The 24437-nt window shown below is 71.2% G+C and carries 24 protein-coding genes; 15 read left to right on the top strand and 9 right to left on the bottom strand.

All coding sequences use genetic code 11. The features are described 5' to 3' along the window. Positions 1–164 precede the first annotated feature (164 nt). The 3 genes from ACFZ8E_RS00120 to ACFZ8E_RS00110 are packed head-to-tail and all read left to right on the top strand — an operon-like array spanning position 165 to position 3337. Entirely contained in the window at positions 165–458 is a 294-nt protein-coding gene (locus ACFZ8E_RS00120; RefSeq protein ID WP_147725363.1) for a hypothetical protein, read from the top strand. 30 nt (positions 459–488) lie between these two features. Next, on the top strand, positions 489–743 hold the full coding sequence (locus ACFZ8E_RS00115) for a hypothetical protein (protein WP_243933075.1): 255 nt from the start codon (positions 489–491) through the stop codon (positions 741–743). 38 nt (positions 744–781) lie between these two features. Continuing rightward, positions 782–3337: a CheR family methyltransferase gene (locus tag ACFZ8E_RS00110; RefSeq protein WP_243938210.1), complete on the top strand. Its 2556-nt coding sequence runs from the start codon at positions 782–784 to the stop codon at positions 3335–3337. A gap of 257 nt (positions 3338–3594) precedes the next feature. On the opposite strand, the gene ACFZ8E_RS00105 is transcribed toward ACFZ8E_RS00110, so the two are convergent. After that, positions 3595–3774, bottom strand: coding sequence for a NepR family anti-sigma factor (locus tag ACFZ8E_RS00105; protein WP_147725361.1), 180 nt, complete (start codon positions 3772–3774; stop codon positions 3595–3597). Between the two features lie 171 nt (positions 3775–3945). Here ACFZ8E_RS00105 and ACFZ8E_RS00100 point away from each other — a divergent pair, with 171 nt between their 5' ends. From ACFZ8E_RS00100 to ACFZ8E_RS00075, 6 genes are all read left to right on the top strand, one after another. After that, positions 3946–4284 (top strand): hypothetical protein, encoded by a 339-nt coding sequence (locus tag ACFZ8E_RS00100; RefSeq protein ID WP_405041654.1) that lies wholly within the window; start codon positions 3946–3948, stop codon positions 4282–4284. A gap of 202 nt (positions 4285–4486) precedes the next feature. Continuing rightward, complete coding sequence (gene fdnG / locus ACFZ8E_RS00095; protein ID WP_147728353.1) at positions 4487–7567, top strand: formate dehydrogenase-N subunit alpha; 3081 nt, start codon at positions 4487–4489, stop codon at positions 7565–7567. Positions 7568–7582: 15 nt separating this feature from the next. Continuing rightward, positions 7583–8518: a formate dehydrogenase subunit beta gene (gene fdxH, locus ACFZ8E_RS00090; RefSeq protein WP_147728352.1), complete on the top strand. Its 936-nt coding sequence runs from the start codon at positions 7583–7585 to the stop codon at positions 8516–8518. Positions 8519–8704: 186 nt separating this feature from the next. After that, on the top strand, positions 8705–9424 hold the full coding sequence (locus tag ACFZ8E_RS00085) for a formate dehydrogenase subunit gamma (protein WP_147728351.1): 720 nt from the start codon (positions 8705–8707) through the stop codon (positions 9422–9424). Positions 9425–9428: 4 nt separating this feature from the next. After that, on the top strand, positions 9429–10436 hold the full coding sequence (fdhE, locus tag ACFZ8E_RS00080) for a formate dehydrogenase accessory protein FdhE (protein ID WP_405041653.1): 1008 nt from the start codon (positions 9429–9431) through the stop codon (positions 10434–10436). Positions 10437–10603: 167 nt separating this feature from the next. Next, positions 10604–10879: a hypothetical protein gene (locus tag ACFZ8E_RS00075; RefSeq protein ID WP_147860201.1), complete on the top strand. Its 276-nt coding sequence runs from the start codon at positions 10604–10606 to the stop codon at positions 10877–10879. A gap of 138 nt (positions 10880–11017) precedes the next feature. Here ACFZ8E_RS00075 and ACFZ8E_RS00070 read toward each other — a convergent pair whose 3' ends face one another. The 5 genes from ACFZ8E_RS00070 to ACFZ8E_RS00050 form a co-directional block, all read right to left on the bottom strand. Then, complete coding sequence (locus tag ACFZ8E_RS00070) at positions 11018–11347, bottom strand: hypothetical protein (RefSeq protein ID WP_147860202.1); 330 nt, start codon at positions 11345–11347, stop codon at positions 11018–11020. 177 nt (positions 11348–11524) lie between these two features. Beyond that, a complete protein-coding gene (locus tag ACFZ8E_RS00065) occupies positions 11525–11998 on the bottom strand; it encodes an SRPBCC family protein (protein WP_147729221.1) in 474 nt (157 codons plus the stop codon). A gap of 146 nt (positions 11999–12144) precedes the next feature. Next, positions 12145–13191, bottom strand: a complete 1047-nt coding sequence (locus tag ACFZ8E_RS00060) for an aldo/keto reductase (RefSeq protein ID WP_243947910.1) — start codon at positions 13189–13191, stop codon at positions 12145–12147. A gap of 297 nt (positions 13192–13488) precedes the next feature. Continuing rightward, positions 13489–14655: an acetylornithine deacetylase gene (gene argE, locus ACFZ8E_RS00055; protein ID WP_243947908.1), complete on the bottom strand. Its 1167-nt coding sequence runs from the start codon at positions 14653–14655 to the stop codon at positions 13489–13491. Positions 14656–14757: 102 nt separating this feature from the next. After that, positions 14758–15384, bottom strand: a complete 627-nt coding sequence (locus tag ACFZ8E_RS00050; protein ID WP_279603611.1) for a CatB-related O-acetyltransferase — start codon at positions 15382–15384, stop codon at positions 14758–14760. 246 nt (positions 15385–15630) lie between these two features. Between ACFZ8E_RS00050 and ACFZ8E_RS00045 the strand changes: the two genes are divergently transcribed. Then, on the top strand, positions 15631–15954 hold the full coding sequence (locus ACFZ8E_RS00045) for a hypothetical protein (RefSeq protein ID WP_147863032.1): 324 nt from the start codon (positions 15631–15633) through the stop codon (positions 15952–15954). Between the two features lie 72 nt (positions 15955–16026). Here the strand turns inward: ACFZ8E_RS00045 and ACFZ8E_RS00040 are convergent, their stop codons facing one another. Then, positions 16027–16281 carry a hypothetical protein gene (locus tag ACFZ8E_RS00040; protein ID WP_405041652.1) on the bottom strand — a complete coding sequence of 85 codons (255 nt, stop codon included), beginning with the start codon at positions 16279–16281 and terminating at the stop codon, positions 16027–16029. A gap of 313 nt (positions 16282–16594) precedes the next feature. On the opposite strand from ACFZ8E_RS00040, the gene ACFZ8E_RS00035 reads away from it, so the two are divergent. The 5 genes from ACFZ8E_RS00035 (at position 16595) to ACFZ8E_RS00015 (ending at position 22654) form a co-directional block, all read left to right on the top strand. Next, on the top strand, positions 16595–18256 hold the full coding sequence (locus tag ACFZ8E_RS00035) for an ABC transporter substrate-binding protein (protein ID WP_243938199.1): 1662 nt from the start codon (positions 16595–16597) through the stop codon (positions 18254–18256). A gap of 253 nt (positions 18257–18509) precedes the next feature. Beyond that, the gene (locus ACFZ8E_RS00030; protein ID WP_405041651.1) at positions 18510–19484 is read left to right on the top strand and encodes an ABC transporter permease; all 975 of its coding nucleotides are present in this window, start codon (positions 18510–18512) and stop codon (positions 19482–19484) included. 86 nt (positions 19485–19570) lie between these two features. After that, the gene (locus ACFZ8E_RS00025) at positions 19571–20419 is read left to right on the top strand and encodes an ABC transporter permease (RefSeq protein WP_243938231.1); all 849 of its coding nucleotides are present in this window, start codon (positions 19571–19573) and stop codon (positions 20417–20419) included. Between the two features lie 238 nt (positions 20420–20657). Beyond that, positions 20658–21638: an ABC transporter ATP-binding protein gene (locus ACFZ8E_RS00020; protein WP_405041650.1), complete on the top strand. Its 981-nt coding sequence runs from the start codon at positions 20658–20660 to the stop codon at positions 21636–21638. Further along, the gene (locus ACFZ8E_RS00015; RefSeq protein WP_405041649.1) at positions 21635–22654 is read left to right on the top strand and encodes an oligopeptide/dipeptide ABC transporter ATP-binding protein; all 1020 of its coding nucleotides are present in this window, start codon (positions 21635–21637) and stop codon (positions 22652–22654) included. Before ACFZ8E_RS00020 ends, ACFZ8E_RS00015 begins: the two co-directional genes overlap by 4 nt. Before the next feature lie 558 nt (positions 22655–23212). Here ACFZ8E_RS00015 and ACFZ8E_RS00010 read toward each other — a convergent pair. Then, positions 23213–23911, bottom strand: coding sequence for a TetR/AcrR family transcriptional regulator (locus ACFZ8E_RS00010; RefSeq protein WP_147844474.1), 699 nt, complete (start codon positions 23909–23911; stop codon positions 23213–23215). Between the two features lie 266 nt (positions 23912–24177). Beyond that, on the bottom strand, positions 24178–24437 hold a 260-nt coding region (locus tag ACFZ8E_RS00005), incomplete at its 5' end, for a glucan biosynthesis protein (protein WP_405041648.1).

Raw genomic sequence — 24437 nt, 5'->3', positions numbered from 1 at the left:
ACGTTCGGTCCTCCCGATCGCCCTCGAACGCAATCGTCGGATTGCCACATCTATAAATTGCGTGCACGTTCCGATCTGCCGCACGGAAGTCGTCCATGTGCGGGCATGGGACGGAAACCGGAGCGCCGATGATAGACCGCTCACGAGCAGATCGGTGCCTTGAGGTGGCCCGTGAGCTGCGCGCCATGGCCGAGGAGACGCGGCGGACGCTCCAGGCCTCGCGCGCGCTCGTCCTACGCTCCCGGGAGCAGACCGCTGCGGGGCCTCTCGCATCCTGCATGGACGACGCCCCCGGCCCGTCGAACCAATTGGTGGCGTCCCTCATCGAGGCCTACGAGGCTGCGGAAGACGACCCCGACACCCAGACCCGCCTGCTCCTCGGTCACGTGCTCCATCATGTCGGGCGTCGCATCGCCGGCGTGATGGGACCGCGCGTGGCCGGGATCGCCGTGCATTGATCGCCGCGGCGCGGGGATCGGCGGACGGTCATGATGAACGGTGACGACCTGCAGGACGACGACCCCGGTGCGCTGGTCCGCATCGCCCGGTCGCTGGGCGTTCCGGTGGCGACCTTCCTGACCGCCGACCCGGCTCGGGCACCGGACACCGAAACCGCCGTGGCGGGCCTGGATCATCTCCCCGAAGTGGTGGCGCTGCTGCGGCTGTTCGTGCGGCTGAAGAGCCCCGAGGCCCGGGCCCGCTGCCTCGCCTACGTCGTGCAGGAGGCCACGCACGACAGCTGATCCGCACGGCCGTCCTCGACATCGGGCGAGAACGCAGGATGCTGGGACCCGACGAACGGCATTGCATCGATCCGAAGGCTCAGAACATCGTGATGGACCACGACCACTTTCCGATCGTCGGCATCGGCGCGTCCGCGGGCGGCATCGAAGCGATGCAGGGCTTCTTCCGCGGGGTGCCGGAGACGCTTGGGGCAGCCTTCGTCATCGTCACGCATCTCAGCCGGGACCACAAGAGCCTGCTCCCGGACGTCCTGGCCCGGTTCACGCCGCTGGAGGTCGAGACCGCCACCGACGGCGCGCCGGTCCGACCGGGCCGCATCTACGTCATGCCGGGCGGTTTCGTCATGGGCATCGTGGACGGCCGGCTGACGTTGAGGCCGCTCGAGCCGAAGGTCCGCGAGACCAAGCCGGTCGACATCTTCCTGACGGCCCTGGCCCTCGACCAGGGCGAGCGCGCGGTCGGCGTGATCCTGTCCGGCGGCGACGGGGACGGCGCCATCGGCATCAAGGCGATCAAGGAGCACGGCGGCCTGACCTTGGCCCAGACCCTGGACGGCTTCGGGCCCGAGACCCCCGACATGCCGCTCAGCTCGCTGCGCACCGGCTTCGTCGATTTCGGCGAGCCGGCCGAACGGATGGGCGACCGGATCGCCGCGCACAGCACCGCCGCGCGGGAGGCCCAGGCCGACCCGGCCGCGCAGGAGCTCGACGCCGAGCTGCTTGCTGAGATCTTCGTCATCCTCCGCTCGCAGGTCGGGCACGACTTCTCGGGCTACAAGCCCAACACCTTCGTGCGCCGCCTGCAGCGGCGCATCGGCGTGGTCGGGGCGGCCGGGCCGGACGCCTACCTCAAGCGGCTGCGTGCCGACCCGGCGGAAGTCGGGGCGCTGTTCCGGGATCTGCTGATCGGCGTGACGAACTTCTTCCGCGACGCCGCCGCCTTCGAGGCGCTCGCCGCCCACGTCATCCCGAAGCTTCTCGATGCGCGCGCGGCGACCGAGATCGTGCGGGTCTGGGTGCCGGCCTGCTCGACCGGCGAGGAGGTCTACTCCCTGGCCATCCTCCTGCGCGAGCACATGCTCACCCTGGCGGATCCGCCGCGCGTGCAGATCTTCGCCACCGACATCGACGAGCGCTCGCTCACGGTCGCCCGGACCGGCCTCTACCCGAGGACCTACCTGTCCGCCGTCTCGCCCGAGCGGGTCGCGCAGCACTTCGTCGTCGAGGGCGACAGCGCGGTGGTCAAGAAGGCCGTGCGCGACCTGTGCACCTTCGCCCCGCACAGCGTGTTGCGCGACCCACCGTTCTCGCGCCTCGATCTCGTCTCGTGCCGAAACCTGCTGATCTACCTCGGCGTCGATGCCCAGCAGCAGCTGATGCCGGTGCTGCACTACGCCCTGCGCCCGCGCGGCTACCTGTTCATCGGCATGGCCGAGAACGTGACGCGCTTCGAGGACCTGTTCGAGACGATCGACAAGCGGCACCGCATCTTCCAGGCGCGGGACGCGATCCCGCCGGCCCGGTTGCCGCCGATGTCCGGGCCGGACACGGCGGTCTTCGTGGGGACCGGCCATCCGCACCGGCGCAACGTGAAGACGCACGCGGCCCTGCGGCACACGGTCGAGACGCTGATGCTGTCCGAGTTCACGCCCCCCCACGCGGTCGTGACGCGGACGGGCGAGGCCGTGCATTACTCGTCGCGGATCGGCGATCATCTGGAGGTCGTGCCTGGCCAGCCGACCCGGGAGCTGGCCGCGATGGCGCGCAAGGGCCTGCGGCTGGATCTCCGGACGGCCCTGCGCGAGGCGATCGAGGGCAACACCCGGGTCGTGCGCGACAGCATCGGCGTCGAGCTTCCGGACGGGCGCCTGCAGACGATCACCCTGGTCGTCAAGCCGCTCCACACGCCGAGCGAGACGGAGCCGCTGTTCCTGGTGGTGTTCGACGAGGCCGCCGCCCCCGTCGAGAAGGAGCGGCGGCAGGCTCTGGAAGCCGACGATCGGGACGCGGCGATCCACGGCCTGGAGCGCGAGCTGAGCAGCACGCGCGAGCGGCTCCAATCCGTGATCGAGGAGTACGAGACCTCCCTCGAGGAGCTCAAATCCTCGAACGAGGAGCTGTACTCCGTCAACGAGGAGATGCAGGCCGCCAACGAGGAGCTCGAGGCCGCGAAGGAGGAGACGCAGTCTCTGAACGAAGAGCTTCAGACGATGAACGTCGAGCTGACGTCGAAGATCGAGGCGATCGATCAGCTGAGCGACGACCAGGCCACGCTGTTCGAGGGCATGAACGTCGCCAGCGTGCTCCTGACGCCGGATCTCCACATCCGCATGTTCACCCGTGCCGCGGCGCAGATCTTCGGCTTGCAGCCGAGCGACGTCGGCCGGTCCCTGCGCAACTTCTCGGCGCCGATCGCCCTGACGTGGCTGTCGGACGAGATCCCGACGGTGCTGGCGACGCGCCGGCCCTCCGAGCGGACGATCGAGGGCGCGGACGGCGCCCGCTACCACGTCCGGTTGATGGCCTCGTCCCGGAAGGGCAGCCGCGCGCCCGGCATCGTCGCGAACTTCACGAACCTGCGCGAGCCGGGGTGACCGACCGTCTTGCCCTGCGCGCCCGCGACCCTTGCCCTGCGCGCCCGCGACCTCGGCGACGCCCGCACCGGTGCCCGTGCGCGGGCACCGGCCGTCGGCACGGCTTTGCGGAGCATGGCGCCTTCCGGCTCATGAGCGCGCGGATCGCGGCGCCGGCCCAGGCCGATGGTCGAACGGCAGCTTTTCGGCCGCTCGCCACCCCCAGGCGACCCCCGGAAACCGAGCCGCAGAGCGAAGACCCTCGCGCCGAGGCTTCCTCAGCCCTTCGGGCGGTCCAGCTGCGCGATCAGCGCTTCGAGGCGCTCGCTCACCGGGGCGGAGAGGGTGTCGGCGTAGAGGTTGCGCAGGTTTTGGCCGAGGTGGCGGCGCACGCTCGGGTTCAGCGGCGGCTGGGTCTGGGGCGTCTCGCCCGGCCGGGACGTCTGCGGCTTCGCCATGACCACCGGACCCTCACGCCATTCCGACATCCCGGCAGAATGGCAAAGCTTGGTTAAGGCCTCGTCACCGGCAGGCCGCAGATGTCGCGGAATCGGAACCGTGCGCGGCGGGGGATTGTTGGCCGGTTGAGATCCCGTCGATTCCCCGATCCAGAACCCCGGACCCCGCGCGTGCTCCTCCCCCGCCTCATCTCCGCCGCCGCCCTGGCGATCGCGCTCGCCTGCACTCCCGGGCACGCCCAGACCAAGCCCGGCGAGATCAAGGGCGTCGACGCGATGGGCGACAAGTCCCGCAGCGCCAACGACGGCTGGAGCCAGGCCCCCGTGCCGCGGGAGGAATCGGCGGCCAAGGACGCGCCCAATCCCGGCGGCAACGCGACGGCCGAGAACCGCAACCGCGACGTGCCGGGCGCCTCGACCGGGTCCTCCTCCGGCACCGAGCCGCAGGCGCCGCTCGATCACCGCACCCCGGGCCCCTCGGGCCAGAACCCGGCCTCGCCGTCCAAGTAAGACGTCCTTAAACAAAGTCTTGCTTCGGCCAGGCTCGGGCTCGGCAAAATATTGCAGCCGCCGCGGGATGGATCGGGCCGGCAAATCGTGGCGGCCCCGACGGCGACAGACCGACGATCTGTGTCACGGAACCGCACTTGCCTCGGCGCGCCAATCCTGGGATGCATGCTGGAATAACTCCAGTTCTGATCGGGATGGACGGATGACGATTCAGGTCTCTCGCCGCGGCCTGCTGAAGGGTGGCGCCGTCACCCTCGCGGGCGGCTCGCTCGGCGCCCTCGGCTTCGGCGGCCTCGAGCCGGCGATGGCGGCGGCGGTGCGCCCCTTCAAGCTCGCGCAGATGCGCGAGACCCGCAACACCTGCCCCTACTGCTCGGTCGCCTGCGGCATCATCCTCTACAGCCTCGGCGACAAGTCGAAGAACGCCCGCTCGGCGGTGATGCACGTCGAGGGCGATCCCGATCACCCGATCAACCGCGGCACGCTCTGCCCGAAGGGCTCGGCGCTGCTCGACTTCATCCAGGCCGAGACCCGGACGAAGTACCCGCTGCACCGCGAGGCCGGCGCGAAGGAGTTCAAGCGCGTCTCCTGGGAATTCGCCTTCGAGCGGATCGCCCGGCTGATGAAGGAGGACCGCGACAAGAACTTCGTGGCCAAGAACGGCGACCTTACGGTCAACCGCTGGACCACGATGGGCTTCCTCGGCGCCTCCGCGACCTCCAACGAGACCGCGTGGCTGACCTACAAGACGGTCCGAAGCATGGGGGCCCTGGTCTTCGACAACCAGGCCAGGGTTTGACACGGCCCATCGGTCGCCAGTCTGGCGCCCTCCTTCGGCCGCGGTGCGATGACCAACCTCTGGATGGACATCAAGCACGCGGACGTCATCACCGTCATGGGCGGCAATGCCGCTGAGGCGCATCCCTGCGGCTTCAAGTGGGTGGTCGAGGCCAAGGCCCACAACAACGCCAAGCTGATCGTCGTCGACCCGCGCTTCACGCGCACCGCGTCGGTGGCCGACCTGTACTGCCCGATCCGCCAGGGGACCGACATCGCGTTCCTGTCGGGCGTGGCCAAGTACCTGCTCGACAACGACAAGCTGCAGCACCGCTACGTCGCGGCGTATTCCAACGCCGGCTACGTCGTGCGCGAGGGCTACGACTTCCAGGACGGGCTGTTCTCCGGCTACGATCCGGAGAAGCGTGACTACGACAAGTCGACCTGGGACTACGAGATCGGCCCGGACGGCTACGCGGTCGTCGACGAGACGATGCAGCACCCGCGCTGCGTCATGCAGCTCCTGAAGAAGCACGTCGCGCTCTACACGCCCGAGATGGTGTCGCGCATCTGCGGCTCGCCGCAGGAGACCTTCCTCAAGGTCTGCGAGCTCATCGCCACGACCTCGACGCCCGACCGGACGATGGCCTCGCTCTACGCGCTCGGCTGGACCCACCACTCGAAGGGCTCGCAGAACATCCGCTCGATGTGCATCGTGCAGACCCTGCTCGGCAACATCGGGATGCTGGGCGGCGGCATGCAGGCGCTGCGCGGCCACTCCAACATCCAGGGGCTGACCGACATTGGGCTGATGTCGAACCTCATCCCCGGCTACCTGAACATCCCGATCGAGAAGGAGCCGACCTACCAGTCCTACGCCGAGAAGCGGCAGTTCAAGCCGCTGCGCCCGGGCCAGACCAGCTACTGGTCGAACTACAACAAGTTCTTCGTCTCGTTCCAGAAGGCGATGTGGGGCGAGAAGGCGACCAAGGAGAACGACTGGGCCTACGACTACCTGCCCAAGCTCGACGTGCCGACCTACGACGTGCTGCGCGGCTTCGAGCTGGCGAAGCAAGGCAAGATGACCGGGTACATCATCCAGGGCTTCAACCCCCTGCTGTCGTTCCCCAATCGCGCCAAGATGACGGAAGCCTTCTCCAAGATGAAGTTCATCGTGGTGATGGATCCGCTCAAGACCGAGACCGCGCGGTTCTGGGAGAACCACGGCGAGTACAACGACGTCGACACCGCCTCGATCCAGACCGAGGTGTTCGAGCTGCCGACGACGCTGTTCGCCGAGGAGGAGGGCTCGCTCTCCAACTCCAGCCGCTGGCTGCAATGGCACTGGCAGGCCCAGGACGCGCCGGGCGAGTGCAAGCCCGACATCGACATCATGGCGGGCATCTTCCTGCGCATGAAGGAGATGTACCAGAAGGAGGGCGGCGCCTTCCCGGACGCGATGCTCAACCTGACCTGGAACTACGCGATCGCCCACGAGCCGACCCCGGTCGAGCTCGCGCGCGAGCTGAACGGCTACACGCTCGCCCCGACGCCGGGCCTCGACGGGCAGACCCTGCCGGCCGGGCGCCAGGTCGACGGCTTCGCCCAGCTCAAGGACGACGGCACCACGGCCTGCGGCTGCTGGGTCTACTCGGGCTGCTACACGGAGAAGGGCAACACCATGGCCCGCCGGGACAACACCGATCCCGGCGACCGCGGCATCGCGCCGAACTGGGCCTTCGCTTGGCCGGCCAACCGCCGCGTGCTCTACAACCGCGCCTCGTGCGACCCGGAAGGGAAGCCGTGGTCGGAGAAGAAGAAGCTCATCGAGTGGAACGGCAAGCAGTGGGTCGGCTTCGACGTGCCGGATTACGGCGTCACCGTAGCCCCCGATAAGGGCGTCGGCCCGTTCATCCTCAACCAGGAGGGCGTCGCCCGCCTGTGGACCCGCGGCCTGATGCGCGACGGGCCGTTCCCGACGCACTACGAGCCGTTCGAGTCGCCGATGGCCAACATCCCGTTCCCGCGGGTGAAGGGCAATCCGGCGTCGCGGATCTTCAAGGACGACCTGGCCGATCTCGGCACCTCGGAGGAGTTCCCCTACGCGGCGACGAGCTACCGGCTGACCGAGCACTTCCACGGCTGGACCAAGCACGCCCGGATCAACGCGATCCTCCAGCCGGAGGCCTTCGTCGAGATCTCCGAGCAGCTCGCGAAGGAGAAGGGCATCGTCAAGGGCGGCTGGGTCCGGGTCTGGTCCAAGCGCGGCTCGCTCAAGGCCAAGGCGGTCGTCACCAAGCGCATCAAGCCGCTGATGTGCGACGGGAAGGCCGTCCACGTGGTCGGCATCCCGCAGCATTGGGGCTTCATGGGCCAGACGAAGAAAGGATGGCACCCGAACTCGCTCACCCCGGTGGTCGGCGACGCCAACACCGAGACGCCCGAGTTCAAGGCGTGGCTCGTCAACATCGAGGCGACGACGCCTCCTGCTGACGCCGTCGCGTAAGGGGAGCATCAGACCATGGCCGATTACAGCTCCCTCGACATCCGGCAGCGCTCCGCCTCCACGGAGACGCCGCCGGCCATCCGCTCGCACATGGAGGTCGCAAAGCTCATCGACGTGTCGAAGTGCATCGGCTGCAAGGCCTGCCAGTCGGCCTGCGAGGAGTGGAACGACCTGCGCGACGACGTCGGCGTCAACGTCGGCGTCTACGACAACCCGCACGACCTCACGCCCAAGACGTGGACCCTGATGCGGTTCACCGAGTACGAGAACGAGGCGACCAACAACCTCGAATGGCTGATCCGCAAGGACGGCTGCATGCACTGCACCGATCCGGGCTGCCTCAAGGCGTGCCCGTCCCCCGGCGCGATCGTGCAGTACTCCAACGGCATCGTCGACTTCATCGAGGAGAACTGCATCGGCTGCGGCTACTGCGTGAAGGGCTGCCCGTTCAACATCCCGCGCATCTCCGAGAAGGACCACAAGGCGTACAAGTGCACGCTGTGCTCGGACCGCGTCGCCGTCGGCCAGGCGCCCGCCTGCGCCAAGGCGTGCCCGACCGGCTCGATCATGTTCGGCACCAAGGCCGCGATGATCGAGCAGGCGCACGACCGGGTCGAGGACCTCAAGTCGCGCGGCTTCGAGCATGCCGGCCTGTACGACCCGGCCGGCGTCGGCGGCACGCACGTGATGTACGTGCTCCACCACGCCGACAAGCCGCAGCTCTATGCCGGCCTGCCGCTCGACCCGAAGATCTCGCCGCTGGTCGCCTTCTGGAAGGGCGGCGCCAAGGTGTTCGGGCTCGCCGCGATGGGCTTCGCGGCGGTCGCCGGGTTCTTCCACTACGTCACGGCGGGGCCGAACGAGGTCGTCGCCGAGGAGGAGGAAGAGGCGATCGAGTACGACCACGAGAAGCGCCGCGACGCCGAGAGCGGCGAGGCCCGGCCGCACTGACGGGCACGGGAGGCCGGCGCCGCCGAAGGCGCGCCGGCCTCCCGGCTCCCGTTCGGGGCCACGGGCGCATCGATCGCGCGCGGTGGATCCCGGTGCGCGAGGACGACGCGGCCCTACGATAAGCGCGAGCCTTGTCCGCGATCGGGAGATCGTGGACGATGTTCCAGGTCGAGAGAAGCAGACCCGATGACCGTTCACACCGACATCCGAGACGGCGATGCCCGCCCCTTGCGCGAGGTGCACGAGGCGCCGGAGATCCTCTACGTTCCCCGCTACACCGGCCTGCAGCGCGTCAACCACTGGATCACCGCGATCCTGTTCACCCTGCTGACCCTCTCCGGCCTGGCGATGTTCACGCCGTACCTGTTCTCGCTCACCGGCATCTTCGGCGGGGGCCAGGCGACGCGGGCGATCCACCCGTGGTTCGGCGTGGCGCTGGCGGTCAGCTTCGCGCTGCTGTTCCTGCGCTTCTGGAAGCTCAACATCCCCAACAAGGACGACGTCGCCTGGTCGATGAAGATCGGCGACGTGGTCACCAACCGCGAGGACCGGCTGCCCGAGCTCGGCAAGTACAATGCCGGCCAGAAGGGCGTGTTCTGGGGCCAGACCGCGCTGATCGGGATCATGTTCGTCACCGGGCTGGTGATCTGGGACCAGTACTTCTACCAGTACACCGTCATCGAGACGAAGCGCTGGGCGCTGCTGGCGCACTCGCTCGCCGCGGTCGTCGCCATCGCGATCATCGTCGTTCACATCTACGCCGGCATCTGGGTGCGCGGCACCGGCCGGGCGATGGTGCGCGGCACCGTCACCGGCGGCTGGGCCTATCGCCATCACCGCAAGTGGTTCCGGCAGATCGCCGGCGGCAAGCGCCAGCGCGGCTCCACCGACAAGCGCGGGCACTGACGCCTTGGCCCGTTTCTTCAAGCGCACCCCCGCGGCCGAGCCCGCGGGGCTAGATCCCGCCGACACCGCCGGTAAAACCCCGAAACGCCAGAAGCTGCACGAGCTGCAGCCCGATCCCGACCGGATCGGCATCGCCGGCTCGGTGCCCTTCGTCCAGCTCCCCGTCCCGGCCGACCTGTTCGCGAACCGCGCCCTGCGGCTGCAGCGCCTCGCCCCCGACCATCCGATGGGCGGCTACCTCGACCTGCTCGCCCGCATCGCCACGGCGCAGGCCTCGGTTCAGGCCGCCCGCGCCGGACAGGTGCCGCAGCCCGAGACCGAGCCGAATGCCGACCGCGCCCTGCGGCTCGAGCACGGCATGCCGCCGCTCTCGCGCCACAGCCTGGAGGCGCCCGGCGCCTTCCTGGCCTGCCTGGACGGGCTGCTCGCCGCCCTCGACCTCGGGCCGGCGCCGCAGGCCGCCCACGACGCGGCGGCGGCGCTGCGATCCGCATCGCCGGAGGATCGCCTCGATCTCGGCGTGCAGGTGTTCGAGGGCGCGTTCCCGGTCGAGCGCATGGCCGAATGCGTGTTCGTCGCGGCCGCGCTCCAGCTCTGCCTGTCGGAGGCCGCCGCCCGCCTCGACCGGTCGGCGCTGAAGCCGGTGGCCGACGGCGTCTGCCCGGCCTGCGGCGGCGCTCCCGTGGCGAGCCTGATCGTCGCCTGGACCCCGGCCGACAAGGCGCGCTACCTCGCCTGCTCGCTCTGCGGCAGCCAGTGGAATCACGTCCGCATCCGCTGCACCGCCTGCGGCTCGGGCGAGGCGATCACCTACCAGAGCCTCGACGAGCTCTCGAAGGACGTCCAGGTCGAGACCTGCGGCACCTGCCACAGCTACATCAAGCACCTGCACCAGCACCGCGACCCGGCGCTCGACCCCGTCGCCGACGACGTCGCCTCCTACGGCCTCGACCTGAAGATCGCCGAGGACGGCTTCCACAAGGCCGGGTTGAACCCACTCTTCGTGACCTGAGCGCCGCTCCGCCGCCGGAGGCGAGGCGCCGGCGGCGCGGTTTCCCCCTTCCGCACCGGGCGGCGACATAACGTCCATCGCGCGCGCGCATGGACCGATTGCGCGCAATCGACGTTGTCCGGGCTCAGGCGCTCGATGCGCCGTCCCCTCGTCCAGGCCCCACCCCCATGATCAAGCTCACCCTCGCCGCCGCCCTCGCGCTCGGCGTCGCCGCCCCCGCCGTCGCCCAGGTCATCGAGACGCCGACCGGCACCACCGTCGTCGTGCCGCCGGGCGCGCCGGGCGTGGTCACGCGCCAGACCAACTCGACCGGCGAGGAAGGCGCCGCCACCTACTCGCCGACCGGCCGCGCCGCCGACGGCATCGCCACCGACTCGGCCGCCTCCGGCAACGAGGGCCAGCCCTCGCGCATCGGCTCGACCGGCAGCGGCGGCGGCCGCTGAGCGGACGTTGCGGGCTCGATCGGAGCTCGCGGCAGGTCTGAAACGCAGGACGGCGCATCCGCGAGCGGTGCGCCGTCCTGCTTTTGGGCGATGTGCGATCGGCCCGGCCGCGCGCCGGACCATCGCGCCGGACGAGGCCTATGGGTAGCCGTAGCGGCTCTTGGCGGCGGCGAGCAGGTGCAGCGCCTCGCCGTCGCGGCCGGCGGCGCAGGCTGCCGAGGCATGGGCGAGGTCCGCGCTGAACCGGTCGCCGACCGGCTTGTTGAGGTTACCGGTGGCGACGTCGCTGTCGACCACGGCCTGGGTCCGGCCGATCGCCGGGCCGCAGCCGGAGCCCTGCGGCAGCACCACGGGGGCCGGCGCCGCCGCGACGGCGACGGCGGGCGCCGCGGCCTTCTGCTGGCAGCCGCCGAGCGCGGCGGCGGCGAGGAGGGCGGCGAGCGAAAATCCGGAAATCTTGGTCGGCACGGGCGGCTTTCCCTGACACGGCGCAGCTTGCGCCGGACGGTTTTTGACCCCGCGCCGCCGGACGGTCAATCGTAGGCTTCGATTGCGGTGCTCGATCCGCGATCGCCGTTCGCGTGATCGCGGTTTCCCTCCCCCGCAGAGGGGGGAGGGAACAGCTCGTTCGTCGACCGAACCGGCCTACTTCGCCTTGTCGGCGATGGCCTTCAGGCCCGACTCGTAGATGCCGGAGATCGCGTCGGTGGCGACGGTGTCCGGGGCGCCCTTGGCGTTGAAGGTCCCGGTCCAGCTCAGCTTCGAGCCGGTGCCGTCCGGCGCCACCGAGAGCGTCGACTTGTAGTCGGAGACCGGCAGCGGGCCGGACAGGATCGTGTAGGTGTAGCTCATCACCTTGTCGTCGCGGGAGACCTGCTCCTCGACGAGGGTGCCGCCGCCCTTGAGCGAGAGAGTGCGGACCTTCATGCCGTCCTTCTCGGACAGCGCGCACTTCTCCACCGCCGGGTGCCAGTCGCCGATGCCGCAGAAGTCGCCGATGGCCTGCCAGACCTTGGCGGGCGGGGCGGCGACCGTGGCGGTCTTGGCGACGTCGATGGCGTAGCCCGGCACCGTGCCGGCGACGAGCGCGAGGACGGGCAGAGCGAGGGTCCGGATCATGATGGGCGTCTCCGACGATAGGCGGCGCGCGCCGGTATTCCCGGCGCCGGCCCTCTCAGGGGGCCCGCACGAGCTAGGCCTCGACCCCCGCCGTGGCAATGGCGGCCGGGATGCGGAGATCGCCGGCCGGCACCCGTCTGTTCTCGCTAGCGCGCATTCCTGCGCCCGGCCTCGGCCAGCTGCTTGGCGCGCGCGCCCTGCGTCTCGAACATCCAGCCCGGGTATTCGCGCGGCAGCACGCTGACCGCGTCGAGGGCGTCGAGCTCGGGTTCGCTCAGCTCGATCTGCGTCGCGGCGATGTTGTCGTCGAGCTGGTCGATGCGCTTGGCGCCGACGATGACGCTCGACACCACGCGCCGGTGCAGCAGCCACGCCAGCGCGATCTGCGCGATCGAGACGTTGCGGGCGGCCGCCATCGGCCGCATCGCGTCAATGCAGGATTCGGCGCGGCCGCGCTCCACCGGCGGGAAGTCGAAGGCGGCGCGCCGGCCCTCGCCGGCGGCGTCGCCGGAATACTTGCCCGAGAGCAGGCCGCCGGCGAGCGGGCTCCAGACCATCAGGCCGAGGCGCTCGCTCCGAAGCATCGGCACGATCTCGCGCTCGAGGTCGCGGCCGGCCAGCGTGTAGTAGGCCTGCAGGCTCTCGAAGCGGGCCAGCCCCTCGCGCTCGGAGATGCCGAGCGCCTTCACGATCTGCCAGGCCGCCCAGTTCGAGACGCCGACGTAGCGGACGTGGCCGTGCTGGACGAGGATGTCGAGCGCCCGCACCGTCTCCTCGATCGGGGTCGCCGGGTCGAAGCCGTGGATCTGGTAGAGGTCGATGTGGTCGAGCTGCAGCCGCTTCAGGCTGGCCTTCACCGCGTCGAGCAGATGCACCCGCGAGGCCCCGCGGCTGTTCGCGCCCGGCCCCGTCGGGCCGTAGGCCTTGGTCGCGACGACCACGTTCTCGCGCGGCACCTTGAGGGCCTTCAACGCCTGGCCGGTGATCTGCTCGGACAGGCCCTCGGCGTAGACGTCGGCGGTGTCGACGACATTGATCCCGGCATCGATCGCGCGGCCGACGAGGCGTTCGGCCTCCGCCTGGTCGAGCGCACCGATCTGCCGCCACATCCCTTCCCCGCCGCCGAAGGTCATCGTGCCGAGGCAGAGTTCCGAGACGAAGAGGCCGGTCCGGCCGAGCTTGTTCTGGCGCATGGGGGTGAATCCTATGAGGGGCGTGCCCTTCCCTCCCCCCTCTGCGGGGGAGGGTGGCCCGCGCAGCGGGTCGGGAGAGGGGAGCGACGATGCCTGAAAGGGCGCTCCCCTCTCCCGACCCTCGCTGACGCGAGGCCCACCCTCCCCCGTACCCAAGTCGGGCCTGCCCGACTTGGGCACACGGGGTGCGGATCTCGGGCAAGCCCGAGATCCGTCGGGGGGAGGGAAGGCGCGGCGGGCAAGGGACGGCGCATCGCTCGTCAGATAGGGCCGCCGCAGGCCGGGGCGAGCGGGCCGTCAGCCCTCGCAGCACTCCGCGATCAGCCGGCGCACGAAGGCGGCGCAGGCGTCGAGCTCGGCGAGCGTGATGAATTCGTCGGCCTTGTGGGCGCGGGCGATCGAGCCCGGGCCGACCACCACCGCTGGCACGTCGCCGAGCGCCTGGAACAGCCCGCCCTCGGTGCCGAACGAGACCTTGGCGTGGCCGTTGCGGCCGGCGAGCCGCTTGGCCAGCGTCACCAGCGCCGAATCGGCCGCGGTCTCGAGGCCGGGATAATCGATCAGCGGGGCGACCGCGACGCCGCAGGCGGGATCGCGCGCGGCCATCTCCGCGGCGAGGGTCTCGGTTGCGAAGGCGATCGCGCGCCGGGCCAGCGCACCGGCATCGTCCGCGCCGATGGCCCGGAACTCGAAGTCGACGCTGCAGCGGTCCGGCACGATGTTGAGGGCGGTGCCGCCGTGGACGACGCTGCTGAGCCCGGTGGTGTGGGGCACGTCGTAGAGCGGATCGCGCGCGCCGGATGCCGCCAGCGCGTCGGCCATCTGCCTGACGTGGAGGATGAAGCGCGCGGCGTACTCGACCGCGTTGACGCCGGCCGGCGCCAGCGCCGAGTGGCAGGCCTTGCCGCGGAAGGTGACGCGGGCGGCGTGCTTGCCCTTGTGCCCGGTGACGACCGCCATCCCGGTCGGTTCGCCGACGAAGCATCCCAGCGGCGCGAGGCCCATCGCCCGCATCCGCGCGATCAGCGGGCGCACGCCGAGGCAGCCGACCTCCTCGTCGTAGGACAGGGCCAGGTGGAGCGGCCGGACGAGGGGCGCCGCCGCCATCTCCGGCAGGAGCGCGAGGCAGACGGCGACGAACCCCTTCATGTCCGAGGTGCCGCGCCCGTAGAGCCGGCCGTCGGCCTCGGTCAGCCGGAACGGGTCGTGGCTCCAGTCCTGGCCGGCCACCGGCACCACGTCGCTGTGCCCGGAGAGCACGTAGCCCGGCACGCCGGCCGGCCCGACCGTGATCCACAGGGCAGCCTTCTCCCCCGTCTCGTCCATCACCCGCTCGACCGCGGCGCCGTGCGAGCCCGCGAAATCCTGGACCCAGTCGACCAGCGGCAGGTTCGTCAGCGCGCTGGTGGTGTCGAACGCCACCAGCGTGGCGAGGATGTCCGTGGGCGTCGGTGCGGCTTGCATTCGGTCCTTCGTGCCGGGCTGCGGCGGCCGGGGGTGGTGCCGGGAGGGATAGCGAGAACCGGCCCCCGCGCGCAACGGCGCGGCTCGCGCGCCGGCCGGCGCTCATCCGGCGGGTTTCGGCTTTCGCGGCCGGCGCGGGCGCTTCGGCGCGGCCTCGGCCCGCGCCAGGAACGCCGCGATGTCGGCACCGAGGATCAGCGGCAGGTGGTCCGCGATCCGGGCGTCGTCCCAGGCCCACCAGCACACCTCCAGCAGGCGCGCGATGGTCTCCGGATCGAAGCGGTAGCGCAGGACGGTCGCCGGGTTTCCGGTGACGAGGGCGTAGGGTGGCACGTCGCGGCGCACCACCGCGCCCGCGCCGACCACGGCGCCGCTGCCGATGGTGACGCCCGACAGGATCGTGCTGTTGGCCCCGAGCCAGACCTCGTCGCCGAGGACGACGTCGCCGCGGGTGGCGTGGTCGTGCGCGCCGGCCGCCGCGTTCGGCCAGAAGGCGGCGAGCGCCTTGAACGGGTAGGTGGTGACGAGGTCGGTGCGGTGGTTGCCAAGCGCGATGGTGACGTTCGGCCCGATCGAGCAGAACCGGCCGATGTGGAGCCGGGCCGATTCCGGCTCCAGCACCCGCGGATTGCCGTAGCTGTGCGCCCCCACGGTCCAGCCCCAGCGCGCGATGCCGCGGGCGAGGTGGAAGGCGGTGAGGTCGTCGAAGACCGGTTTGGGCTCGATCATGCGGCGGGGCTCCCCGTCGGCGCCGGCGGGTCGCGCCATGCCTTTCCCGTGCCTGCGATGCCTTTCTACCGTGTCCGCGATGCCTTCCCCCGTGTCAAAGCGCCGGGCGGCACGGGGGAGGATGGAAGGGGCGATCAGGGCCTGCGATGCCGCCGGGGGCAGCCCGAACCTGCGGCTGCAGCGATCGATATTGAACAAGCCGGCCGCGACACCGTTGCTCCCATATAGAAACCAGGAGGAAACTTGATGTCGTACAAGATTCTCGCGCTCGCCACCTGCCTGATCCTGCCGCTCGGCGGCACCGCCTTCGCCCAGACCGGCAGCCCGGGCGCCGGGCCCAGCGCGGGCGGCACCGTGAATTCGGGCAGCGGCGCGGGCACGGCGGGATCGACCGGCGGCACCATGAGCGGTTCGGGCACCATGGGCGGCTCGGGCACCATGGCCCCGGGCGCCGGTGCGCCGCCCCCCGGCGCCAGCGGCGGCCCCTCGACCAGCACCGCGGGCTCGCCCGCCGGCAGCGGCAGCGGCAACGGCACCACCGGCAGCGGTGCGGCGCCCAGCGGCCGCTGAAGGCCGCGCGGACCCTGATGGAGGCGGAGCGGGCCGGGCGGCCCGCTCCGCCTTTCGCGTTTCCGGCGCCATTCAGCCGCCCTGCAGGCTCTCCGCGAAGTCCTCGGGCACCTCGCCGAAGCTCGCCAGGATCGTCGCGCTTTCCAGCTCGCCGGTCTCGTCGTCGGCCACCACCTTCAGCGCCGCGGTGCCGGGCATCCGCCCGGACATGGCTTTCGCCTTCTTCAGCGCCCCGCTCTCGGTCGGCGCCACCTCGCGGTCGCCGGGCACCAGGCGCTTGCGCTTGACCACGAAGGTCTGGACCACGAACGTCGTCTTCATACCCATTGCGCGTGTCCTTGACCGGTGTGGCGCGAGCCTGGCCCATGATCCTCGGATCGCGAAACCGGGTCGCACGTCTTGTGGGGTCGCATCGTCACACGCGAGACGGCATCCGCCCCGCCTGAAAACGCTCCGACCCGAGGGTTGGCACGATTGACGCTAGAGCCTGTCCCGTGATCGATGGATCACGAAACAGGCTCTATCCAGGGTGCGGGATCGCATTGTCTTCACGCGAGCCGGACGCCGCCTCGCTCGAAAATGCTCTCGCGCCGTCGATGCGCCACCCTCGCGTGCCCGCTCCTTCTATACGGAACCGTCGATGATCGAGACGCGCCGCCGTCCGTGCCGGACCTTGTCGCGCGCCGTCCTGTGCGGATGGGCGCTGGCATCCGCGGGCGGGCCGCTGGGCGCCGCGGCGCGCGACCTGCGCATCGGCCTCGCCGCGGAAGCCACGTCGATCGACCCGCATTTCCACAACCTCGGCCCCAACAACGCGCTGCGGCGCCACATCTTCGAGGGCCTGGTCACCACCGACCCCGCGATGACGGTGCTGCCCGCGCTGGCGCTCGCCTGGACGGCCGACGACGCGCATACCTGGACGTTCAGGCTGCGCCCGAACGTCACCTTCTCGGACGGCACGCCGTTCACCGCCAACGACGTGATCTACACCTTCTGCCGCATCCCGCTGGTGGAGAACTCGCCCTCCTCCTTCGCCACCTTCGTCCGGCCGTTCGAGAGCGTCACCGCGCCCGATCCGCTGACCGTGGTGATCAGGACCGCCGAGCCGCTGCCGCTGCTGCCGACCAACATCACCGCGCTCGGCATGCTCAGCGCCAAGGCCTCGGGCGCGCCCGGACCGGTCACCTTCGCCAAGGGCGGGTGCGCCGGCATGGGCACGCCGCCGAAATCCACCGATTTCGGCAACCCGAAGGTCGCCGTCGGCACTGGCCCCTATGCGCTCAAGGAGTACGTGCGCGGCACCCAGGTCGTGCTGGCCCGGAACCCGACCTACTGGGGCGCGGCGCCCGCCTTCGACACGGTGACGATGAAGCCGATCGTCTCCACCGGCCCGCGGGTGGCGGCGCTGCTCGCCGGCGACGCGGACCTGATCGAGAACCCGGCGATCCAGGACCTGCCGCGGATCGAGGCGGCGGGCTTCACCGTCGCCAAGGGCCTGTCGAACCGCATCATCTACATCCACCTCGACCAGTTCGACGGCCCGGGCTGGAAGACGCCGACGATCCGCGGCACCGACAAGGCTGCGCCGCCGGACAAGAACCCGCTGCTCGACCGGCGCGTGCGCGAGGCTTTGTCCAAGGCGATCGACCGCAAGGCCGTCGTCGAGCGGGTGATGGGCGGGGTGGCGCAGGGCGCGGGCGAGCTGCTGCCGTTCCCGCTGGCCGGCACGACCAAGGACTTCCCCGTCGTCGCCTATGATCCGAAGGCGGCTAAGGACCTCCTGGCCCAGGCCGGCTACCCGAACGGCTTCGAGATCACGCTCGGCACGCCGAACGACCGCTACATCAACGACGAGAAGATCGCGCAGGCGGTGGCCCAGATGTGGAGCCGGATCGGCGTGAAGACGAGCCTCGACGCCGCGACCGCGTCGACCTTCTTCACCCGGCGCAACACCTTCTCGTTCTCGGCCTACCTCGCCGGCTGGGGCGCCGATTCCGGCGAGATGTCGAACTCGCTGAATTCGCTGCTGCTGTGCTTCGATCCCGAATCCGGCCGCGGCTTCACCAACCGCGGCCGCTACTGCAACCGCGAGGTCGACCGCCTCACCATCGAGGCGATGCGCACCTTCGACGAGAATGAGCGCTCCGCCCTGCTGCGCCGGGCCTCCGCGCTCGCCATGGCGGACTACCCGCTGATCCCGCTCCACTTCGAGGTCACCCCCTGGGCCACGGTGAAGGGCCTGCGCTACACGCCGCGGATCGACCAGTACACGCTGGCGATGGACGTCGCGGTGGTGAAGTGAGGGATCGGGATTTCCGGGCGCCGGGCATCCCCTCTCCCCGCACGCGGGGAGAGGGCCGCGACGACCGCGTCGTCGGCGCGGCGAGGCGGCAGCCGATGGTGAGGGGGCTTCGACGGCGGAGCCTCGTCGGTTCGCGTCCCCTCACCATCGCTCCGGCTTCGCCTGCGCTTCCCGGCTGCACGACGGGGTGCAGCCGGGCCTCTCCCCGCGTGCGGGGAGAGGGGACCCGCGCCCCGTTCGGCGGCGTACCTGCATGCTGACCTACCTGATCCAGCGCTTCGGCCAGGCGCTCGTCACCGTCGCGGCGATGGCGACGCTGGTGTTCGTCGGCGTCTACGCCATCGCCGATCCGATCGACATGCTGGCCGCGCCCGACGCGACGCCGGACGAGCGCGCCGCCATCGGTGCCCGGCTCGGGCTCGACCGGTCGCTGCCGGTGCAGTTCGGCACCTTCGCCTGGCGCGCGCTGCACGGGGATCTCGGGCGCTCGTTCGTCTACAACGAGCCCGCCCTGTCGGTGATCCTGCAGCGCCTGCCGGCGACGCTGGAGCTGGCGCTCACCGCCCTGGTGCTCGCGGTCGCGGTCGGCCTGCCGCTCGGGCTCTGGGCCGGCCTCAAGCCGAGCTCGGGCACCGGCCGGACGATCATGACCGGCTCGATCCTGGCGTTCTCGCTGCCGAACTTCTGGCAGGGCCTGATGCTGGTGCTGGTCTTCGCCGTGACGCTCGGCTGGTTTCCGGCCGGCGGCCGCGGGGAGACCGTCAACGTGCTCGGCATCGAGACCGGGCTCCTGACGCTCGACGGCCTGCGCCACCTCGTGCTGCCGGCGGTGAACCTGGCGCTGTTCAAGCTCGCGGTGGTGATCCGGCTGGCGCGCGCCGGCACCCGCGAGGCGATGCTGCAGGACTACGTGCGCTTCGCCCGCGCCAAGGGGCTGTCGCCGGCCCGCATCGTCGGCGTGCACGTCCTGAAGAACATCCTGCTTCCGGTGGTCGCCGTGATCGGCCTCGAGCTCGGCTCGATGATCGCCTTCGCCGTCGTCACCGAGACGGTGTTCGCCTGGCCCGGCATCGGCAAGCTCCTGATCGACTCGATCAACCGGCTCGATCGCCCGGTCATCGTCGCCTACCTGATGCTGACCGTGTGCCTGTTCGTGGTCATCAACCTGATCGTCGACCTGATCTACGCCGCCCTCGACCCGCGGGTCCGCCTGTCGGAGGCCGCGTGAGCACGGGCGAGACGCTCCCCGCGGCCGGCGGGCCGCCCGCCGCGCGGCCGGTCGCCGCCGCGGCCGAGCCGGTCTGGCGGGCGCACGTGCGTGCGTTCGTCCGCAGCCCCGGCGCGGCGCTCGGCTTGGCGGCCCTGGTGCTGACGGTCCTCGCCGCCTGCCTCGCCCCCTGGATCGCGCCGCAAGACCCCTACGACCTCGCCAACCTCGACGTGATGGACGGCACCCTGCCCCCCGGCAGCCGCAGCGTCTCCGGGATGCTGTACGCGCTCGGCACCGACGCGCAGGGGCGCGACATGCTCTCGGCCATCCTCTACGGCCTGCGCGTCTCCCTCGTCGTCAGCCTCTCGGCGACCCTGGTCGCGGCGACGCTCGGCTCCACGATCGGCGTGCTCGCGGCCAACGCCGGCGGCCGGGTCGATGCCGTGCTGATGCGGCTCGCCGACCTGCAGCTCTCGTTCCCGGCGATCCTGATCGCGCTGGTGCTGCTCGCCGCCTTCGGCCGCGGCGTGGACAAGGTAGTGATCGCCCTGATCGCCGTGCAATGGGCCTACTACGCCCGCGCCATCCGGGCGACCGCCCTGGTCGAGCGCCGGCGCGAGTACATGGAGGCCGCCCGCGCGCTCGCGCTGCCGCGCCGCAGCCTAATCTTTCGCCACCTGCTGCCGAACTGCTCGGCCCCGGTGATCGTGGTGGCGACGATGCAGGTGGCGCACGCCATCGCGCTCGAGGCGACTTTGTCCTTCCTCGGCGTCGGCGTGCCGGTGACCGAGCCCTCCCTCGGGCTGCTGATCAAGAACGGCTACGACTACCTGCTCTCGGGCAAGTACTGGATCTCGACCTTCCCCGGCCTGGCGCTGGTGGCGGTCATCGTCGCGATCAACCTCGTCGGCGACCGGCTGCGCGACGTGCTGAACCCGAGGTTTTCGGATTGATGGCCTCCGGGACCGGCCGAAGAAATCCGTCCGTGCACATCCCTTCCGGCCCCGGCGGGCGATCGCGGTCACATGTTTCGCCACGCATTCCCGAGGTGGCGCGGGTTCCCTCTTCCGTTCGGGAGAGGGGGCCGCGTGGTGCTTCGCGCAATCCGTCCGTCTGCCGACGCGCGGGCATGCGCGCCTCCGCGAGCCCGCAGAGGGGGGAGGCAAGCGGCGTCGGGCAGGGGAATGCGCCATGACCGCCCCCGTCCTCGCCCTCGAAGACCTCAGCGTGAGCTTCAAAGCCGGCGGGCGCGAGCACGTCGCCGTCGACCGGGTGAGCCTCACCGTGGGCCGCGGCGAGGTGCTGGGGCTCGTCGGCGAATCCGGCTCGGGCAAGTCGGTGACCGGGCTCGCGCTGATGGGGCTGATCGAGGCGCCCGGCCGGGTCTCGGGCGGCCGGATCCTGCTCGAGGGCCGCGACATCGCCGGTCTGCCGGAGGCCGAGCTCCGGCCGCTGCGCGGCAGGCGGATGGCGATGATCTTCCAGGACCCGATGACCACCCTGAACCCGGTGCTGCGGGTCGAGACCCAGGTGGTCGAGGCGATCCGCGCGCACGAGCGCGTCGGGGCGGCGGCCGCCCGGGCGCGGGCGCGCGAGGCCCTGGTCAAGGTCGGGATCCCGGCACCCGACGCGCGCCTGCGCGCCTATCCGCACCAGCTCTCGGGCGGGATGCGCCAGCGCATCGCCATCGCCATCGCGCTGCTGCACGCGCCGGCCCTGCTCATCGCCGACGAGCCGACGACGGCCCTCGACGTGACGATCCAGGCGCAGATCCTGGCCGAGGCGCAGGCGCTCTGCGCCGAGATGGGCACCGCCCTGATCTGGATCACCCACGACCTCGCGGTGGTGGCCGGGCTCGGCGACAGGCTCTGCGTGATGTATGCCGGCCGCATCGTCGAGGCCGGGCCGGTGGCCGACGTCATCGAGGCGCCGCTGCACCCTTACAGCGCCGGGCTGATCGCCTCCGCCCCGAGCCGCAACGCCCGCGGCGTGCCGCTGGCGCAGATCCCCGGCATGGCGCCCGCGCTGACGGACCGCCCGCCGGGCTGCGCCTTCGCCCCGCGCTGCGCCTGCGCCACGCCGGACTGCGCCGCGCCGCCGCCGACCGCGCGCGCCGAGCCGTCGCGGTTCGCCCTCTGCCGCCATCCCCTCCAGCCGGCGCGTTTCACGTGAAACCTTTGGTCAGCCTCGAGGGCGTCTCGAAGCGGTTCGGGTCGAGCCCGTCGCTGGCCGCCCGGCTCGCCGGGTTGCTGGGCGAGCGCCGGCCTCCGAGCGCGGTGCAGGCCGTGACCGAGGTCGACCTCGCGATCGGGGCCGGCGAGGTGGTCGGGCTCGTCGGCGAATCCGGCTGCGGGAAATCCACCCTGGCCCGGCTCGCGGCCGGCCTCCACGCCCCGAGCCGGGGCCGGGTGCTGCGGGACGGGCGCGACCTTGCCGGGTCGAGCGCCGCGGAGCGCCGCGCGGCCGCGCTGTCCGTCCAGATGATCTTCCAGGACGCCACCGCGTCCCTCAACCCGCGCCTGCGGGTGCTCGACATCGTCGGCGAGGCCCCCGTCGCCCACGGCCTCGTCGCGGCTCGCGACAAGCGCGCCTACGTGGCCGACCAGCTCGCCCGGGTCAGCCTCGGGGCCGACGCGATGGCGCGCTACCCGCACCAGTTCTCCGGCGGCCAGCGCGCCCGCATCGGCATCGCGCGGGCCCTGGCGGTGAAGCCGCGGATGCTGGTCTGCGACGAGTCGGTGGCGGCGCTCGACGTCTCGATCCAGGCGCAGGTGCTGAACCTGTTCCTGGAGCTGCGCCGCGACCTCGGCCTGACCTACCTGTTCGTCAGCCACGACCTCGGGGTGATCGCCCACGTCGCCTCGCGCGTGGCGGTGATGTATCTCGGCCGCCTCGTCGAGGTGGCGCCGGCCGAGACCCTGTTCTGCGCCCCCGCCCACCCCTACACGATCAGCCTGCTCGCCCAGACGCCAAAGCTGGTGCCGGGCAAGCGCCGGTTCCAGGCGCTCCCCGGGGAGCCGCCGTCTCCGCTCGCGCCCCCGCCCGGCTGCCCGTTCCACCCGCGCTGCCCGGCCGCGATCGCCGTCTGCCGCACCGAGCTTCCGCTGCGCCGCTCGGTAGGGCCGGAGCATGAGGTGGCGTGCCACCGGGACCGCGGCGAGCTCGGGACGGGGGACCACACGGCGTGAGATGTCGGCGGATGGCCTTCATGACGATGGCCTGCATCCGGCCCATGCCGCGCCTGCGGACGGCCGTCGATGTCCCCCGAGAGCGGTCGTCCATCGGCCGCCCGGCACCTTCGCCTCGGGGCCGCGTCCACACCCCGGCCACGAGGTTCGGACCCTGCGGTTCTGTTGTGCCGGTTTCGAGGAAACCCGCACAACGCATGCCGGCCGATGAGAGCGCGACCCAGTCACGTGCAAATCGCCTTCGCCGATCTGATCGCGAAGGCATTCGATGCGGAGTTCGACGCCGCGTATCCGGAGAATGGACGCTTCGCGAAGCGCGCGCGCCGTGACCGGGCGGCGTTCCGATAGGGACGATGCGATCGCGCCGCTTCGCCAGCATGGTCGGGTTCGCGGATCCCCGCTTCTGCCGGAGGCGGCGCGGGTCCCCTCTCCCGTCCGGGGGAGGGACAGGGTGAGGGGGGGCGACCTCGCCGGAAACACCTGTCCCCTCACCCCAACTCTCTCCCGAACGGGAGAGGGGGCCGAGTCGGCGATGCGAACGATCCGTTCGAACCTGTGTCAGCCCGGCTCCGCCGACCCGCGCAGCGCTGCCGCGTCCGCGTGGATCGCCCGGAACAGCGTCGGCGCGCCGCGCATGAACACGAGCACGTCGTCGGCGAGGATCGGGCCGACGTCGTCGGGGGTCGGCAGGTTGTACACGTACTTGCGCACCGCGATGTAGAACACCTTGCCGTGCAGCGCCCAGACCGCCTCGATCTCGCGCTCCTGGAACGGCAGCACCTCGGGCGGCGCGAGGCCGAATTCGACCCGCAACTCGGCGCAGACGGGCAGGATCAGCGCCTCGCGCAGGATGGCGAGGTAGCGCGGGGTGATGTCGACCGAGCGCAGGCCGGCGAAGACGAAGATCCGCACCCATTCGTAGTCGAAGATCCGGGCGGCGTATTCTTGGTAGAACCGCACCAGCCGCGCCTCCAGCGGATGGCTGCGGTCCCGCACCATCGGGCCCCAATCCGGGTTCCAGCGCGCGACGAAGACCCGGTCGTAGACCCGCTCGATCAGCGCCTCCTTGGTGGGGAAGTAGCGGAAGATCGCCGAGTGGGTGATGCCCATCCGCGCGGCGAGCTCGCGGGTCTGGCCGCCGAAGCCCTGCTCGGCGAAGAAGCGGGTCGCCGCCTCGACGATCTGCCGCTCGCGCTCGGCACCCGGCAGGTGGCGGCGGCGGCGGCGCGGCGGCCCTTCGGAATCGTCCCCGTCCACGCTGGCTCCGCCCTTCCTCCCCCGCGTCGGTCCCCATCCGCCGAACGTTGTCGCGACGAGACGTCAAGGTTTGACGGGTCGGCGCGCCGAGGGCAACCTGGGGTGAACACCGATGCCGAAGCGCGGGCGGCCGCGCCTCCCCCCGGCCCCGCACGGATCCGGGGCCTGCCCGCGCTCCGGGCGCGCCCGCCGAGGTCGGGAGGGCCCGCCTCCGGTGAAGCGAGGGCGAAGGGAGGCCTTTCCGGGGTTCGCCCGCCCGCGCGCGCCTACGCCGCCGCGTCCCAGGTCTCGCTGATGCGGCGCCCGGCCCGGGTGAGGTGGGCACGCAGCACCACGTCGCCCGGGGGCATCGCGGCGGGGGGGCGCCACTCGACGTAGATGCGCCAGCCCCCGGTCTGCGGCACCGGCGCGGCGACGGGATCGTGCATCGTGCCGGCGCTGGCCGAGACGATCGCGGCGACGCCCGCCCCCTCGGCGTCGAGGGCGCCCTGCGGCAGGTCCGGCCCCGCGAAGTCGATGCAGTACA

The sequence above is a fragment of the Methylobacterium sp. HMF5984 genome, assembly GCF_045033435.1.
GTDB lineage: Bacteria > Pseudomonadota > Alphaproteobacteria > Rhizobiales > Beijerinckiaceae > Methylobacterium.
The sequence above is the reverse complement of the archived record's forward strand: the minus strand, read 5'-3'. Positions and strand labels throughout refer to the sequence as shown.

Bases quoted from the DNA above. Each gene is read 5' to 3' on its own strand.
- ACFZ8E_RS00115 (WP_243933075.1), top strand. From the start codon at position 489: ATGATGAACGGTGACGACCTGCAGGACGACGACCCCGGTGCGCTGGTC.
- ACFZ8E_RS00110 (WP_243938210.1), top strand. From the start codon at position 782: ATGCTGGGACCCGACGAACGGCATTGCATCGATCCGAAGGCTCAGAAC.
- ACFZ8E_RS00105 (WP_147725361.1), bottom strand. From the start codon at position 3,774: ATGGCGAAGCCGCAGACGTCCCGGCCGGGCGAGACGCCCCAGACCCAG.
- fdxH (WP_147728352.1), top strand. From the start codon at position 7,583: ATGGCCGATTACAGCTCCCTCGACATCCGGCAGCGCTCCGCCTCCACG.
- ACFZ8E_RS00085 (WP_147728351.1), top strand. From the start codon at position 8,705: ATGACCGTTCACACCGACATCCGAGACGGCGATGCCCGCCCCTTGCGC.
- ACFZ8E_RS00075 (WP_147860201.1), top strand. From the start codon at position 10,604: ATGATCAAGCTCACCCTCGCCGCCGCCCTCGCGCTCGGCGTCGCCGCC.
- ACFZ8E_RS00065 (WP_147729221.1), bottom strand. From the start codon at position 11,998: ATGATCCGGACCCTCGCTCTGCCCGTCCTCGCGCTCGTCGCCGGCACG.
- ACFZ8E_RS00060 (WP_243947910.1), bottom strand. From the start codon at position 13,191: ATGCGCCAGAACAAGCTCGGCCGGACCGGCCTCTTCGTCTCGGAACTC.
- argE (WP_243947908.1), bottom strand. From the start codon at position 14,655: ATGCAAGCCGCACCGACGCCCACGGACATCCTCGCCACGCTGGTGGCG.
- ACFZ8E_RS00050 (WP_279603611.1), bottom strand. From the start codon at position 15,384: ATGATCGAGCCCAAACCGGTCTTCGACGACCTCACCGCCTTCCACCTC.
- ACFZ8E_RS00045 (WP_147863032.1), top strand. From the start codon at position 15,631: ATGTCGTACAAGATTCTCGCGCTCGCCACCTGCCTGATCCTGCCGCTC.
- ACFZ8E_RS00040 (WP_405041652.1), bottom strand. From the start codon at position 16,281: ATGGGTATGAAGACGACGTTCGTGGTCCAGACCTTCGTGGTCAAGCGC.
- ACFZ8E_RS00035 (WP_243938199.1), top strand. From the start codon at position 16,595: ATGATCGAGACGCGCCGCCGTCCGTGCCGGACCTTGTCGCGCGCCGTC.
- ACFZ8E_RS00030 (WP_405041651.1), top strand. From the start codon at position 18,510: ATGCTGACCTACCTGATCCAGCGCTTCGGCCAGGCGCTCGTCACCGTC.
- ACFZ8E_RS00020 (WP_405041650.1), top strand. From the start codon at position 20,658: ATGACCGCCCCCGTCCTCGCCCTCGAAGACCTCAGCGTGAGCTTCAAA.